This window comes from Sulfurimonas aquatica, from assembly GCF_017357825.1.
GTDB lineage: Bacteria > Campylobacterota > Campylobacteria > Campylobacterales > Sulfurimonadaceae > Sulfurimonas > Sulfurimonas aquatica.
Map to the genome: position 1 here is coordinate 2672064 of NZ_CP046072.1, position 16187 is coordinate 2688250.

Consider the following 16187-nt stretch of genomic DNA (forward strand, 5'->3'; position numbering starts at 1 on the left):
TTTGGCAGTATTTTAATAAATTATATAATCTTTTATGTCATAGTGCCCTTAAAGAGGTTTTTGTAAAAGTATATCCTTACAATAGACTAATAAGTAAGGCACTAAATATCAACTGTAGAGCAAATAAAAGTGATGAGACTTTAAACGCCGTTCCAGCAGTTTTAACAATTGTTCCAAAGTGAATCATTAAACCTATTGCACTCATCGCTATAAGAGTAATATAGTGACTAACAGAGCCAATAACTGCTTCAAGTTCTTTTGGTAACCATCCAAGTGAAGCTACAACAGAAAAACCTACAAACCAAAGTATAAAAGACGGTACTCCTACCTTTGCTGTTCCCGTTACTTCATCAGCGTTCTTTAAACTCTCCCTTTTTGCAATATATATTAAGATAAGCACTAGTGGAACAAGTAATAAAACTCTTCCCATTTTCACAACAGTCGCATAGTGACCAGATTCAGCAGAGATGCTAAATCCTGCTGCAACGGCTTGTCCAACCGCCTGAAGGGTATTTCCTGTAAAAACACCCGCTTGAATATTACTAAAACCAATAAGATGTGCTAAAGCAGGTGCTAAAAATATACCTATAGTTCCCATAAGGTTTACAAGTGCTATACTCACGCCAACATCAGCACTTTTAACTTTTGCAATTCCAGACGTAGCCGCGATAGCAGAACTTCCACATACACCATTTCCTATTCCTATCATAAGTGAAAGTTTAGGATTTAGTTTAAAAAGTTTTCCAAGAAGTAGACCCATAAAAATTGTAAACGCCATCCCTAAAACAATAATCAAAATAGTTTTAAAACCTAGGTTTGCAAGCATTGTAAAGTTAAGATTTATTCCCATAAGAGCAATAGCAAACATTAAAAGATCTTTTTCTGCCCACTTCACACCACTTTTATACTCAGACTCATCTGAATGAAAAGTACTATAAAAATAATTTCCTACTATCATTCCAAGTATGATTGCTACGGTTGCTGTACTAAAAGAGATAAAGTGAGTGATGATACTAGCTACAATAGCCACTGCAATACTAGCTAGCAGACCTTTTGTATATGTTTTATATTTAGATATGTTGAACATCTAAGTCCTTTGTATTTTATAAGTATCGAATTATACCAAAAAGCTATTTTACTTCTATCTCCATCTTTACTTTTACAATATTTTCTTCTGAATCATCCACTGTTACAACTTTAGACTTACTAATACGAGCAACAGAAATCGACTTCTCCTGTGTTAGATAGCTCACTATTGCCTCAGCTCTAGACTCTGCTAAAGCACTCATCTCCTCTATCGTTACAGGTTGGATTTCCCTGCATAGTTTAAGGAGTCGAGTATGATACTCGCGTTTAATCTCATCATCTTCATACTTATCTCTTAAGCTCTCTTTGAGTTCATCAAGCTTATCATCATCTTTAGACTCTTCATATATATCTTCTAGAATTTCTATACTCTGAGCACTCACATTTTCATTTATATTTTTTATATCACTTTTTTGCATAACCAGCTTACTTAACTTCTCTTCTCTGAGAGCTCTCAAATCTGAACTTGCATCATATGCAGGAGTTACCTTTAGAGATATTTTTGGTCGTTTCATCATCATTGTATATATCTGATCGAGTTTTTCACGTTCTGTCGCTTCTATCATACTTTTTGATGCTTCAAATTCCAAGAACTCAAGAGAGTCAGCATCTATTCCCATAAGTGCACCTAAAAATTTAAAAGGTGCTGTAACGGCTTTTGTAATGACTCCTACAACAGTTTTAAAAACTAGTTCTCCATACTTAAAGTCAGGCTCATCTACATTTCCTTCTACTGGCATATCTATATCGATAACTCCATCATTATCCTCTAGTAAAGCAATTACAAAACCTAACGGAAGTACAGTTATATTTTCATCTTCGACCTCATCACCTAGCTCTATATTTTTGATTATTATCTTATTACTCCCCTCTAAATCAGAGTTGAGCATTTTATAGCCAAGGTCAAGGTATAGTTTTCCGGAATCTATCTCATGTCCTGCAAAAGATGCACTGTATCCGCTAAGAGAGTTAAGATCTAAGTTTTTAAAGTTAAAGTTAATATCTGTGTATGCCTTGGGGTCTGAAGCATCAAGACTACCCTCTAACTTTGTTGAACCATACCTGTCTACTTCCCCGCTTATATCCACATAGCTTGTCTCCCCTGGAGTGTTTGATATAGAGTAGATAACGCCATTTAAATCATGAATATGTGTATGGAATTTAATAGGTATGGAGTAGTCTGCAAACTCAGCACTTCCAAGTGATACATTTACTTTTGCTATCTTGATAGGAAAAGAGCTCTCTTTTGAACTATTTGATTCATTCCTTACTTCGGGCTTATCTTCTTTCTCTATTTTTGTTGTTTTTGACAACTCGGAAAAGTTTATTACCTTATTCTTATCTATCTTAGCATTCAGATAGAAAGAGTCCACATCTATTTCATCCACATAGAGACGATTTGGAAACATTTCAAAAGTAAATGACTTTACATCTACATCATTTAAAGAGAGGAGTAGTGCATCTTTTTTAGTGTCATTTACAAATAGCGAGCTTAAATTTAGTGAGCTTTTAACTCTTAAATCTGCACTAGAAGATGATTTAGCATACTGTGTAGTTCCTTTTAGAGAAAGTTTTCCACTCTCAATTTCAAGGTATGTGCTCTCTTGAAGATACGGTGTTATGCTTTTAAGAGGTAGATTTTTAATTTGAAACTTCCCTCTTTGTTTTAACGGAGTGTGTCTTAGTTTTCCATCTGCGTTTATATAACCCTTTTTGTTCACTCTCGCTAAAAGGTCATACTCCAGCCAACTCTTCTCTTTGATATCTATGTTATAAGCATTCAAGTTAATCTTATCTAGAGTGTTTTGTGCTTCTTTTTCTAAAGAGTAGTCTCTGAAATCTACCTTTGCTTGACTAAGTGTAAACTTCTTTAAATTTACCTCATAAGGAAGCTCTTGCTTAGTCTTTGCAGCTTTTATCTTTTTCACTTTTTCTTTTTTAGCCACAAGTAGGTTTTCTAAATTTAATCTGCCATTTTTAAATTTCTTCACATCTACTTCAAGATTTTTTAACTCCGTAGCGTCTATTAAGATTTTTCTACTCTGCATATCTAAATTTATCCCAGAGATTTTCAACTCTTTAAAGCTAACAAGTTTTTTAGCGCCACTGCGTTTACTTGCCTCAAATGCTTCAAGTGTAATATTTGTATCTTTTACTTTTGCAAATATTTCATTCTCTATATCAATAATATTTACTTTAGCATCCACTCCAAACAGACTCTTTTGTAATTTTAAATCATATAAGGCAAGAGACTCTTTAGCAAGCTCATCAATATAAGGTCTATAATGAATAACATCGAACTCTTTGCAGCTTATGTTTGTATCTATATCTATCTGCTTATGTCTAATATCTCCATCCACACTACATCTCATTCTATCATTGAGTAATATATTCATCTGATAACTAAATGGTTTTTCTCCCAGCAGAGTAATATCTTGAGCAAAAATATTTAATTCGTTTATCTCACTTTTAACATTGGGTGATATTGCTCTGTCATCAAAACTTACTCTTATCTTTTCTAGTGCAACATCCTCAACCCTAACACTCCAGTTAGTTTGCTCTTTCTTTGTGCCATTTTTATCTGTTGAATTATTGTCGCCACCCTCTACTTGTATGTACCCTAGCCAGTCTATGCTTTTATTTTTATTGCGTTTACTCTTTATATCTAACTCTGCAATACCCATGTTTTTAATATGCAAACTCTTTTGAAATGGCAACAGCGTTGCATCCCTAAGATAGAATGATTTTAGATTTAAAATATCTTGATCTTTATTTTTAGGCTTTATTCTTAACTTCTCAAGAGAAATATTAATCGCATCTATTTTTGTAGCATTTATCTCATCCAAATCAAAGTGATAATTTGAACTAAAGGAGATTTTTCCATCTGCCACTTCAAGATTGAGAATATCTTTAAAATATTTCCACTGTGTATAAAGTTTACTTGCCTCAAAGTCTAAGCTTCCCTCAACTACAAATGGTTCAAATCCAACTACCCGACTTTTAAAGTCTATAAAACCACCATCGCCTAGGTGTGAATAAAAACGGAGTTTTGCTTCACTCGTATTTACATCATCTGTATCCACATCCTTAAGCCTAAAACCTATATCATCAAAAGAGAACTCAAAAGGCTCTTTTTTGGTATAGTCCACATATTTAACACTACCCTCTACTATCTCCATAGCGTCAATAATAACTCTTGGCAGTTGAGACTCTTGAGGAACAGTCTCATCTTGGCTTTTTTTCTCTTTTAAAATTTTCAAAAGATTAATTGAGTTATCCCTCTCATGTACTAAGGAGATTTGAGGAGAAGTTAACGTTAAGTTTTTTAAATGGATAGCCGCTCTTAATAGTGAGTAAACCTCAACGTTTAAAAGAAGCGAATCAAACGTAACTAGGGAATTGTTCTCTAAATCTTTTAACGCCACACCACTAAGTTCAAGTTTAAAAATAAAAGGATTAAAGTAAACACTATCTATCTCTATCTTGGCGTTTAGTGCTTTATTTGTATTGCTAATTATTTGTGATTTTAAGATATATGGCAAGGCTACAAAGCCAAAGAGGGTATAAAAAAGAAGAGTATATAGAATTATTTTTTTGTACATGATAAACTCCACACAATATATAGTGTGAGTTTATCTCATTTGGTGTTAAAGAGGCTTTATTTTGACTCTAGTAGAATGCTTTTTTTAGGAAAAACAAATGTTGAATCTCTAAATACAGAGATTCTCTCGCTCTTTTTCCCATCTTTATCTAATGCATAAGCATGAATAGTAATAGGGATAATAGTGTTTTTTCTATCATCATCAACCAGTACTTCCGTTGTTCTAAGTGTAACTATTTTCTTCTTTTTACTTCCAGGTACAACAGTAAATGCTTTAGTTGGCTTAGCTATAGTTATCTTTCCTTCCATACCTTTTGGAGGAATGATGTCGAAGAAAAACTTCATCTTCTCGTTTTCAGTGTTTTGAAGTAAGAAAATGTATGAGTTATCTACTCTTACTCTTCCATCAGGAAGACGTTTATCTGAAAAGAGTCTATTCTCTTTATTGATATTTAAAAGCATATGCTCTTTTGTACTTCCCATAAATCCCAGTGCAACCGTAATCCCGACAAGAAGAACGATATAAGCAATAATCTTAGGACGGAAATACTGTGTTTTACCTTTTTGATCTATTATCTCATACTCACTAGACCATGTTACAAGCGATGGCTTACCAAGTTTACCCATAACGGTTGTACAAGCATCTACACACTCCAAACAGTTGATACACTCTAGCTGAAGACCTTTACGGATATCTATATGAGTTGGACAAACAGTAACACATGACTCACACGTAGTACACTCAGCCGCTGGCTCAAAAGCTTGTAAATCTTTTTGTTTTGTAAAGTTTTTATTATGCTCTTCATCGTAGATATCTCCACCTCTATTTGTATTGTAGAGTGCCATTACAGTATGGTCGTCATATAAAACAGACTGTATACGAGAGTATGGACAAACATAAGCACAAAAATCCTCTTGTAAAAAAACGATATCATAGACTAAAAAGAGAGCAACACCGACCCAAATACCAATAAGTGCCCAGTGGTTACTATAATCCATCGCATAAGGTATAAAATCTTCCGGTGGAACAAAAAACCATAAAAAGTCTGCTGCGGCTAAATGAGCAAGAACAATAGCCATAACAAGTGCTATGGCCTTTTTAATCTTGTTCTCCATTTTAGTCATATCAGGCTCAATCTGTTTGTTTTTTATACGTTTACGTAGACCAAGAATTTTTGTCTCTATCAGATCACGATAAGAAGCACGAAATACTGTCTGAGGACAAACCCAACCACAAAACACGCGACCGCCCAACACAGTCATACCAAAAACACCTAGAAAAACTAGCATCAAGATAAATGGCATAAGATACAACTCTTGCATATCAAACTGAATAAACGCAAGGTGTAGTTTAAGTTTATCAAAACTTAAAAGAAAGAAGTGATTCCCATCTATTTGAATCCATGGCAAAGCCAATGTAAACAGTGTTGCAAACATAAACACTACATAGCGTTTATATCTCCATGGCATTGGTATTTTAAAATCCGTTGTTTTTGTACTCATTTTACTTCTCCTAATGTTAGTCTGGACAAGTAATCGTATTAATTACTTGATTCTCAGCATCTTCAACTGGTTGTGGTAGTAGTGAACCAAACGCCACTTGCTTTAACTCGCGTGACTCAATAAAGTCTTTGAGGGAGCTTCTGCTCACACCTAAGAGTCGTGCCATCTCACTGACACTTTTTTTCTCCTTAATAAAGGAGAGTATTTCATTAACATATTTATCAAACTTAGAGTTTGATTTACTTCCCTTAGGTCTACCAATAACTTTTTTAGCATCATCTTGTATGGTCTGTCTAAGCTGATCTATTAATCCACAAATTAACATAGGATTACTCTCTCTACTCATCACAACTGATTGCTTTATGAAGTGAACTTGAAAGTTATTTTTCATTAAACAGCTAAACATCTGCACTAAGTCTTCCATATTAGTACTCAGAACCCATGTGTCATATATTAAAAGCGTTGCATTCTCTTTTGGTTGTAAAAAAGACGTTACATTTTGGCGTTGAGATAAGCGTTTGTTTTGAGAGAGGTGGTCTATAAGCTCTTCATCAATAGACATATCGTGAGAAATTGCATAAGAGTTTATATGTTGGAGTTGTTCATGAACAGAGTCAAAATTTTTATCTGGACGTATGTATGTTATTATCATTTTAACGATTAAACCTCACTATTAGTTAAATTTCACCGTCATTATAGCAACTATTGACGATGAAAGTCAATAGTTGCTATAATTATTTCGTCATAATTACCAGCCGATACCTAATTTAGCCATATATCTTCTATCAGGATTACTAGCTGTTCCTGTCCCTACTTCCTCTTGGTATGTAGCAACATTTAATTTAAAAAGTAAGAATTCTAAGTCTATACCTGCTGTATATGCACCTTGATAGATACCACCACTTAATGCTAAAGATAAGTACGTACTATCTAAAACACCTAGATTAGCACCTAGTCTTAGTCTCTTTTTCATATCTGACTCATCTAAATCTGCATCAACATTTCCATTAATATCATAAAATCTTACTTTATTAGCATTTAGCATATCAACATAATCAACTGCTAAAGTGAAACTCTCTAGCACAGGAACTTCAGGCGAGATAGACATACCAATATTAAGTGTCATTGGCTGCCTACCATAATTATCATCCATACCCATTGAACCGATATTTAAGATACTAATTCCAACTGCTGGATGTAAAGAGCTTTCTGCAAATGGAAAGAGTGTCGCACCAATATCTCCACCAAAGCCTGTGCTCTCTTTTTTATACTTATCTTCTAACCTAGTCGCGATATCATCACTTGCTAAGAGATCATTAATAGTTAATCCTCCCTCAAAAGAGATCTGTTTAATAAACTTAAGCCCAACACCAACATCTAAGCGACCAATATCAGTCGAGTATGATTTTGCAGCGCCCAGTAAAACACCACCGTATGTTCTACTGCTCGTTTCTAAAAATGAAGATCCACCATTTGCATGAACCTTATAGTTAATATCTGCAGCTGCCAATAAACCTACAGACCAAGCAAATAAATCAGAATTTTTTGAGATTGCACTATAGTTATCTACACCCATATGAAAATGCTCACCCGAGTATTTTTTCAAAACATCTATCATGTCGTTGGTAGCATTAGGATTAGAAGAGCTTGTATCTACATCGCCCATATCTTTGATAAACTCCGTTGTTTTTTCACTAACAGAAACACCAAGACCTAAGAGATCAAAAACAAATCCATGCTCTTTTTTAATACTTGCAAGACCTGCGGGATTAGAAAAAACAGAAGTAGAGTATCCCCCTACTGCAACATTTGCTCCACCCATACCCATAATGCGAGGATCTTTATAAAGATATGCATGTTCTCCATCAAGTGCCATTAGTGATGTTGTTGCACAGATTAGTGCTAAAGATATTATTTTTTTCATTTGATCTCTCCTGCTAAGTAATTTGCTATTGCTTCAGCTGTAATATTTCCATCAGAAGCAATCTCTTTTCTAAACTCTTCTATATCTTTTTTCATATCTTCGGGAGCAATCGTAGCTAAAGTATCAAAAGAGTTGTTTAAAGTATCAACAAGAGCTTTAGATATTGTCGTCACATTTCCATCTATTAAAATTGGTGCAGTATTACTATCTTTATAATCTGTCAAAAGCATCTCTTTTTTAGCGGGGTCGGCAAACTTCAATCTATAGTAAATTGCAGTACTAGCAATATCTGAAATAGAAATTTTTCTATAATCACCATCTATTCCTCCATCTGTAATAGAAAATCTAGTACAATAAGTTGGTAATCCGCTAGTTGAATATACATATGAAATAGCACATGCCGAAGCTAATATATTTGGGTCATCCGTTGTAGTGTCCCCTAGTTTTTGCACATCACCAAGATAACTTAGCACTACCGTGGCCTTAGTCATATAAGCTAAACTTAAAAAGAGATCTCTATCTCCCGTAGTAGTTGAGGGATTTGCAGAAGCTTTATATGCAGGAGCAGCAGTAACCGAAGTTCCAGTTATTGCTTCATAGTAACTTATTGCCTTTTGTAGATTAGCTAAAGTCTCAGGATTTTTTTTCTTCTCAATCTCTTTTGCATAATTTGCAAAACTTTTATTATCATTTGTGCTGTTTGCATTAGAAACTAATGCAACTGTATCTGTAAAACTAAGACCAGCCTTTCCCATATATGCAGAAGCTAGTAGCATATAATCTTCAGTAGTCTTAACCGATTTACTTTCTAAGTTTGAGATTGTAGTTGAAAAATCTCCTTTATCCAGAGCTTGTTGTGCACTTAGTCTATCTTCAGCATTATTTTCACCACAACCACTAAAAAGCAGAGCTGATGCGACAAGTGAACTTGCAACTATTTTCTTTATCATGAGTACCCCTTTTATTTCTTATCTGAAATATTATAGCACAAAGAATACTAGAAACCATTAAAAGCTATTTAGGCTTTTTTTGACAGCAATAATTATGTTCATTTTTGATAAAATAACTCCAACTATATTTAAAATAAAAGATTTTATACGATGAATACAAAACAGTACATATTAGAGACAATTAAAAAACGCCCACTTATTATAGATGGTGCGATGGGTACACAACTCCAACAACGCGACGATAAGATACCTAAAGAGGCTTGGGAAGATAACGAAGGGTGTAACGAACTTCTTAATGTTACTTGTCCCGAAGTTTTAAGTGAAATATTTTCCGCTTACCTTAAAGCTGGTGCCGACTTTATCACTACAAATACTTTTGGCTCATTTTCGTGGGTACTTGATGAGTACCAGATTGGTCATCGTGCATATGAACTTACAAAGGCTGGAGCAGCACTTGTAAAAAAAGAGTGCGAAAAATTCTCAACTCCAGAGCATCCGCGTTTAGTTCTAGGTTCAGTCGGACCAGGAACTAAACTACCTTCACTTGGACACATTACTTACGATGAAATGTATACGGGCTATACAGAGTTTTGTAAGGCACTTATTGATGGAGGCGTTGACGTCTTTTTACTTGAGACATGCCAGGATCCTCTTCAGATAAAAGCAGCGCTTCACGCCTGCCAAGAAGCTAACCGTGAGAGAGAAGTAGAGATTCCCATTATGGTCTCCGTAACGATTGAGCTTAGTGGGACTATGCTTATAGGTACGGATGCGCAAACAATTGCAACTATTTTAGAGCCTTTTGACATTATCTCTCTTGGATTTAACTGTGGAACGGGACCTGAACAAGTTTTAAAACATGTAAAAACTCTCAGCGAGCTTTGGCACAAGCCTATCTCCGTTCACGCAAACGCAGGTCTTCCACAAAATCGTGGTGGTTATACTTACTATCCAATGGGACCAGACGAGTTTGTAGAGCAGCAAGAAAAGATGCTAGCCTATGATGGCGTTTCATTTTTAGGTGGATGTTGTGGGACTACTCCTCAGCATATTCGTGCACTTACAGACGCAGTTACAACACAAACGCCAAAAGTGCCAAGTGGTTCACATGAAAACTCAATAGCTTCACTTTTCAACACTGTTCCTCTTATGCAAGAGCCAGCCCCTCTACTTGTAGGTGAACGCTCAAACGCGACTGGTTCAAAGGCCTTTAGAGAACTTCTTTTGGCTGAAGACTATGAGGGAACACTTAGCGTTGCGCAACAGCAAGTTCGTGCAGGTGCCCACTTGGTAGACGTTAACGTTGGTTTTGCAGGTCGGGATGAGACAAAAGACATGACGGAAGTTATGGCTATGTATGCGCAAAAAATTGCCCTACCTCTTATGCCAGACTCTACACAGACTACAGGACTTGAGACAGCACTCAAGCACATCGGTGGAAAACCAATCCTTAACTCAGTCAATCTTGAAGATGGCGAGCCAAAATTTGATGCGGTATGCGCCTTAGCTAAAAAATACGGTGCAAGTCTTGTATGTTTAACTATCGATGAAGTAGGAATGGCTAAAACCGTAGAAGAGAAACTAAAAGTTGCAGATCGTATCATCGACCTTGCCACTAATCGTCACGGAATAAAGAAAGAGGATTTAGTGTTTGACGTGCTTACGTTTACACTTGGTTCAGGAGATGAAGAGTACTTTGACGCAGGGATAAATACCATAGAAGCTATTCGTCAACTTCGCATCAAGCATCCAGAAGTTGGAGCAATACTCGGCCTTTCAAATATCTCATTTGGACTCGATAAAGACGCTAGACCATACCTTAACTCTATGTTTTTGCACCACTGTATCCAGGCCGGAATGACATCCGTTATCATTAATGTAAAACATATAATTCCTCTTAACAAAATATCAGAAGAAGACCAAAAAATCTGTGACGACTTGATTTTTAATCGTCTTCCAAATGGAGAAGCACTTTTCGCATTTATAGAGCACTTTTCAACAAAAGAAGCAGTTGATAACGATGCGGTCGATGAAGCGTATCTAGCTATGAGCGATGAAGAAAAGATCGCTCAGCTTCTTATGGATGGAGATAAAGACAGAATGATTCCTCTTGTGGAAGAGGCTCGTCACAAAATCGCTCCCGAAGTCATAGTAAATGAGATTCTCATTGACGCGATGAAAGTCGTTGGTGAGCTTTTTGGCTCAGGCCAGATGCAACTACCGTTTGTACTTCAGTCTGCTGAGACTATGAAAAAAACGGTTGACCATCTTAACCCATACCTTCCAAAGGTAGAAAAGACAGTTGATACTACTCTAGCTCTAGGGACTGTAAAAGGCGACGTGCACGACGTTGGTAAAAACCTTGTAGACATCATTCTCTCAAACAATGGTTATAAAGTGCAAAACCTTGGGATAAAAGTAGAACTTGACCGCTTTTTAGAAACTATGGAGCAAGGTCATATTTCAGCTCTAGGTATGAGTGGCCTACTTGTAAAGTCAACGCAAGTCATGCTTGAAAATCTCAATATCTTAAAAGAAAAAGGGATTACCATTCCGATTCTTTTAGGTGGCGCCGCGCTCACTCGCGCTTTTATTGACGACTTTTGTCGCCCAGCTTATGATGGTCCCATCTTTTATTGTAAAGACGCTTTTGATGGCGTTACGGCGATGAGCCGCATAGAAGCTGGTAACTTTGACACAAATCTGCATCCTGATGCTCCTGAGATAGAGAGAAAAGAGAAAAAAGAGGTAATCATACCTCCATTTTCTGAGCTTAAAATGCCCTCTCGAGATGTGAAAGTTCCTACTCCTCCATTTTGGGGAAGACGTGAGATTAAACTCACACAGCAGCAGATAGAGATGGCGTTTGAGTGGATAAACCATAAGATACTTTTCAAATCTCGTTGGGGTTATAGCTCTAAGGGAATGGAAAAAGAGGCTTATGAAAAGCAACTTGAAGAAGTCGTTTGGCCGGCTTATGAGCGACTCAAGTCTGAATTTTTAGATAAAAAACTATTTGAACCCACTATTATTTATGGTTACTGGCCTTGTAGGAGCGATGATAACACTTTACTTATTTTTGATGAGAGTGAAGGGTACAATTCTCTCAGCGAAGTTAATACCGAACCACTTGATCATGTAATGGGAAGAGCTGTAAAACAGTTTACGTTTCCTAGACAAACAAAACAACCACATCGTGCGTTAAGCGACTTCTTTCATAACGATAGACATGACGTTATAGCACTAACATGCGTTAGCGCTGGAGCTAAACTAAGTGATGCTGAAAGAGTTATTTACGATGAAGGAAATTATACTGAGTACTATCAGTTTCATGGACTTGGCGTTGAGTTAGCGGAAGCTCTTGCAGAGATAGTACATAAACAGATACGACTTGACTTAAACATTGCAGAGAACGAAAAACCAACCTTAGCGGATGTTCAAATGAATAAATATCAAGGTTCACGTTATAGTTTTGGTTATGCGGCTTGTCCTGATTTAGAACTTAATCGTCCACTCTTTGACCTACTCAAACCAGAAGAGTTTGGGATAGAGCTTAGTGAGACTTTCCAAATTCATCCCGAGCAATCAACTTCTGCGTTAGTTGTATATCATCCAAACGCTACATATTATAATATCTAGGAGTTTATTATGGGATTTGAATCTATAGTTGAGAGAGTAAAAGCTATTCCGCCACTACCGGCATCGGTTGTGAAAATGGAAGAGCTTTATGCAAGAGGAAATCCCGAACTCAAAAAACTTGTAAAAATAGTAGAAGAAGATCCTGTTTTAACTGCAAATATCTTAGCCGCAGTTAACTCCCCTCTTTACTCCTTTAGTCATAATGTCATTACAGTCCATCAAGCAGTCACTCTCTTTGGAATGTCCTCTGTTCGTGGTTTTGTTCTCTCCTCTGCTAAAAAAAGTACTTTTGATTTGGATATGTCTCCCTATGGCATCACCAATGAGGAGTTCCAAAACATCTCAACGCTTCAAAGCATGCTTATGTTTCAATGGTATATGAGTATCGACGTCGAAAAAGCAAACCTGCTTGTTCCCATCGCTTTTTTAATGGATATTGGTCAAATTATCATCGCTAAAGAAGTTTCTCAGAGTGACTACAAAGATGAGTTTACAAGAATGATACAAGAAGAGGCCTCCATTTCTCAAACAGAAAAACTCTTTACTGGAATGAGCTCCGCAGAAGTGACTGCGTTACTATTTGAACACTGGAACTTTAATGAAACTTTTGTTGAAATAATTAGAAATAGTGATGAACCAAGTTTGGCTGATAGAGAGTATCAGCAGTACTGTGAAGCAGTGGACGTTGTCAAAACTTGCATAAACATTCAAAATAAAATAAGTGATAAAAGCTTTAAAAACTCAAAACTTAAAGCCCTCTCTTATGGTTTTAAAGTAGATAGATATATAAAAACCGTTGAGCGAATAAGGGACAAAGCCAACTTATAATCTTTCAAACTGACCAACAGTCAATCATTTATTTCCCCTTAAGCCAAACTCTAATATAATTCCTTAATTGACTGATGGTCGGTCATTATATTTTAAGGAATCATTTTGGCGATAATCGTAGACAAAATACAAAAGAAAAAAGATATAGCACTCTCGTGTAAAGAGCTTTTTGTGGAAAATGGCATCAACAACTTAACCATTGCGCAAGTTGCAAAAACTGCTGGAGTAGGTAAAGGGACTATATATGAGTACTTCAACAACAAAGAAGATATTGTTTTTGAAATTATAAACATCCTTTTACAAGAACATAACGTTAAAAAACATGCCAAACTTGAGTCCCTTAGTTCATCAAAAGATAAGATAAAAACATTCTTTCATACCTTTTATGAAGAAGAGGGTGAACACCTTCGTAAACTCTATAAAGAGTTTATCTCTATCTCTTTGATGAATAGAAATCAGGAGATGGTAGATTTTCAAACAAAATGTTCAAAAACTTATTTCCAATGGTTTGAGACAATAATCCAAGAAGGAATTGACTCTAAAGAACTTATTCCAAACGCTATCAAGCTCTCTCGAGGTCTCTTTGTTCTTGGAGAGGGCATGTTTATACTTAACGAGACAACGGACGCCATTGAAAATATCGAAGAAGAGTTTGATATTTTCTTTGAAACGCTATTTCAAATTATAGAGGTACAACAGTGATAAAACTAAAACACCTACTCATTTTAACGCTTCCCCTACTCTCTTATGGGGATACGCTTAAAGAACTTCTTAACTATGCTACTATAAACAATAACTTAGTAGTGGCAAAGCAGTATACTCAAGACGCCGCTAAAAAAGAGTTAGATTTTAAAGAGAGTTCTTTTTATCCAACTATAGATATAGGCGCAGCTTATAAACGCGACGATGACGTCTCTCCGTTTCAAGCGGGGGACACTCTTAACGCATTTGCAAAAATTGGATTTGACATATACGATGGCGGTAAAACTTCTGCAAATATTAACCAAGCAAAAGAGTCTCTAAAATCATCTGAATTTGACGCCAAAGCGTATAAAGAGTCGCTCTCTTTAGAGATTGTTCAGGATTTTTTCAATATTAAAAGTTTGGAGTCGTCTTTAAACGCAAAGAGAGAAGCCCAAGAGACGCTAAAAGCTCAACTCCAACGCATTAAAAAGTTTTACGCAGCAAAGCTTGCAACGCAAGACGCCATCGATAGAGTTCAAGCTGATTTTGACACAAATAGATACGCTATGGAGTCAACAAAGTTTCAAATTCTCTCATTAAAATCATCACTAGAGTTAAAAGTCGGCAAGAGAATAAGTTCACTCACGGACTCTACATTTAAAAAAGAGTTATCCACAGAGTATGAAGTTCAAGATAGCATAAAAGCCCTTATCTCACAAAAGGGCTCTATCAAATATGCGGCTGAAGCGGTAGATAGTTTTTACTATCCTAATATTAAAATTGAAGATACCTATAACCTCTATAGTTTTGATCGATTAGCAATTCCCCCAGGGCTCAACGCCGAGCCTTTGGAAAATCAAAACACCCTACTTTTAAGTCTGAATTTTAGAGTTTTTGACTTTGGTGAAATCTCTCAAGTAAAAGAGGCAACCCTTCTTAAAGCAAAAGCGTTAGAGTCACAAATTGCTTACAAAACAAAAGCTCAAGAGCTTCAGTATGAGCTCTCTAAAAGAAGAATAAGCACTACCCTAGCAAAGATAAATAGCGCAAAGAGCGCTTTAATAGCGGCAAAAAGCGCGTTTGAGACCATAGAAAAAAAATATAACGCAGGAATAGTTGACTATATCGTCTATCTTGACACGCTTACAAAAAAGACAGGCTCTCAAGCTTTGTATGAGAGTAGCTTAAATGAGTTAGAGATCGCTTATGCCATACTCTACTATAACAGTGCAAAAAATTTACAAGAGGAACTAAAATAATGAAAAACATAATCCTAACCACCATACTACTCCTAAGTTTTGCCGACGCAAAAGAGATATACGCGACTTTTAGCGTTGAGCCGTACAAAGACGCAAAGTTGGCGTTTATATCTAGCGGTATTGTAGAGTCTGTAAACACAGATATTGGCTCATTTGTAAGAAAAGGCGAAGTAATAGCCGAACTTGAAAATAGCGATATAAACGCGATGCTTGAAGTCTCAAAAACAGCTTATAAATACTCTAAAAAAGATTATGAACGCCAGATGAAGATTAAAGAGCTTATCGATGAAGGAAAGTTCGACATCGCAGCGAACAAATATGAGAGTGCAAAGAATCAACTTGCATACCAGCAAGCGCTTTACAATAAGACATTTTTAAAAGCTCCATTTGATGGCGTTATTTATGACAAAGAGCTTGAAGTGGGAGACGCCGTAAGCGGCATGATGCTCAAGACCGTATTTAAAATCCAGAGTAAATCACAAAGAAAACTTGTCATAGAGTTTGATCAAAAAAACTATAAAGATGTAAAAGTAGGAAATATTTTTACTTATAAAGTTGATGGAGACACTGCTTCTTATAAGGGGAAGATTTCTAAAGTATATCCGCACGCAAGTAGAGAAAACAGAAAAATAAAAGCTGAAGTATTGGCAAAAGATTTTCTTCCAGGTCTGTTTGGCGATGGTTATATAACTACAGCAGGTAAAGAGTAGCTT

Annotated in this window: 11 protein-coding genes; 5 read left to right on the forward strand and 6 right to left on the reverse strand. The window is 36.1% G+C overall.

Going from position 1 to position 16187, the window contains the following annotated elements; translation table 11 throughout:
• Positions 1-76: 76 nt before the first annotated feature.
• From GJV85_RS12825 to GJV85_RS12850, 6 genes are all read right to left on the reverse strand, one after another.
• Positions 77-1087: a YeiH family protein gene (locus GJV85_RS12825; RefSeq protein WP_207561767.1), complete on the reverse strand. Its 1011-nt coding sequence runs from the start codon at positions 1085-1087 to the stop codon at positions 77-79.
• Between the two features lie 43 nt (positions 1088-1130).
• The gene (locus tag GJV85_RS12830; RefSeq protein ID WP_207561768.1) at positions 1131-4688 is read right to left on the reverse strand and encodes a DUF748 domain-containing protein; all 3558 of its coding nucleotides are present in this window, start codon (positions 4686-4688) and stop codon (positions 1131-1133) included.
• 56 nt (positions 4689-4744) lie between these two features.
• The gene (gene ccoG / locus GJV85_RS12835) at positions 4745-6190 is read right to left on the reverse strand and encodes a cytochrome c oxidase accessory protein CcoG (protein ID WP_207561769.1); all 1446 of its coding nucleotides are present in this window, start codon (positions 6188-6190) and stop codon (positions 4745-4747) included.
• Between the two features lie 16 nt (positions 6191-6206).
• On the reverse strand, positions 6207-6842 hold the full coding sequence (locus tag GJV85_RS12840) for a recombinase family protein (RefSeq protein WP_207561770.1): 636 nt from the start codon (positions 6840-6842) through the stop codon (positions 6207-6209).
• Positions 6843-6938: 96 nt separating this feature from the next.
• A complete protein-coding gene (locus GJV85_RS12845; protein ID WP_207561771.1) occupies positions 6939-8114 on the reverse strand; it encodes a PorV/PorQ family protein in 1176 nt (391 codons plus the stop codon).
• Positions 8111-9064 carry a hypothetical protein gene (locus tag GJV85_RS12850; protein WP_207561772.1) on the reverse strand — a complete coding sequence of 318 codons (954 nt, stop codon included), beginning with the start codon at positions 9062-9064 and terminating at the stop codon, positions 8111-8113. Before GJV85_RS12850 ends, GJV85_RS12845 begins: the two co-directional genes overlap by 4 nt.
• Positions 9065-9214: 150 nt before the next feature.
• Here GJV85_RS12850 and metH point away from each other — a divergent pair, with 150 nt between their 5' ends.
• The 5 genes from metH to GJV85_RS12875 all read left to right on the forward strand — a co-directional run bounded on the left by metH (position 9215) and on the right by GJV85_RS12875 (position 16184).
• Positions 9215-12703 (forward strand): methionine synthase, encoded by a 3489-nt coding sequence (gene metH / locus GJV85_RS12855; RefSeq protein WP_207561773.1) that lies wholly within the window; start codon positions 9215-9217, stop codon positions 12701-12703.
• 9 nt (positions 12704-12712) lie between these two features.
• The gene (locus GJV85_RS12860) at positions 12713-13531 is read left to right on the forward strand and encodes an HDOD domain-containing protein (RefSeq protein WP_207561774.1); all 819 of its coding nucleotides are present in this window, start codon (positions 12713-12715) and stop codon (positions 13529-13531) included.
• Positions 13532-13636: 105 nt separating this feature from the next.
• Complete coding sequence (locus GJV85_RS12865) at positions 13637-14233, forward strand: TetR/AcrR family transcriptional regulator (RefSeq protein ID WP_207561775.1); 597 nt, start codon at positions 13637-13639, stop codon at positions 14231-14233.
• The gene (locus tag GJV85_RS12870) at positions 14230-15474 is read left to right on the forward strand and encodes a TolC family protein (protein WP_242689798.1); all 1245 of its coding nucleotides are present in this window, start codon (positions 14230-14232) and stop codon (positions 15472-15474) included. Before GJV85_RS12865 ends, GJV85_RS12870 begins: the two co-directional genes overlap by 4 nt.
• Positions 15474-16184, forward strand: a complete 711-nt coding sequence (locus GJV85_RS12875; RefSeq protein WP_207561776.1) for an efflux RND transporter periplasmic adaptor subunit — start codon at positions 15474-15476, stop codon at positions 16182-16184. Before GJV85_RS12870 ends, GJV85_RS12875 begins: the two co-directional genes overlap by 1 nt.
• Positions 16185-16187: the final 3 nt, after the last annotated feature.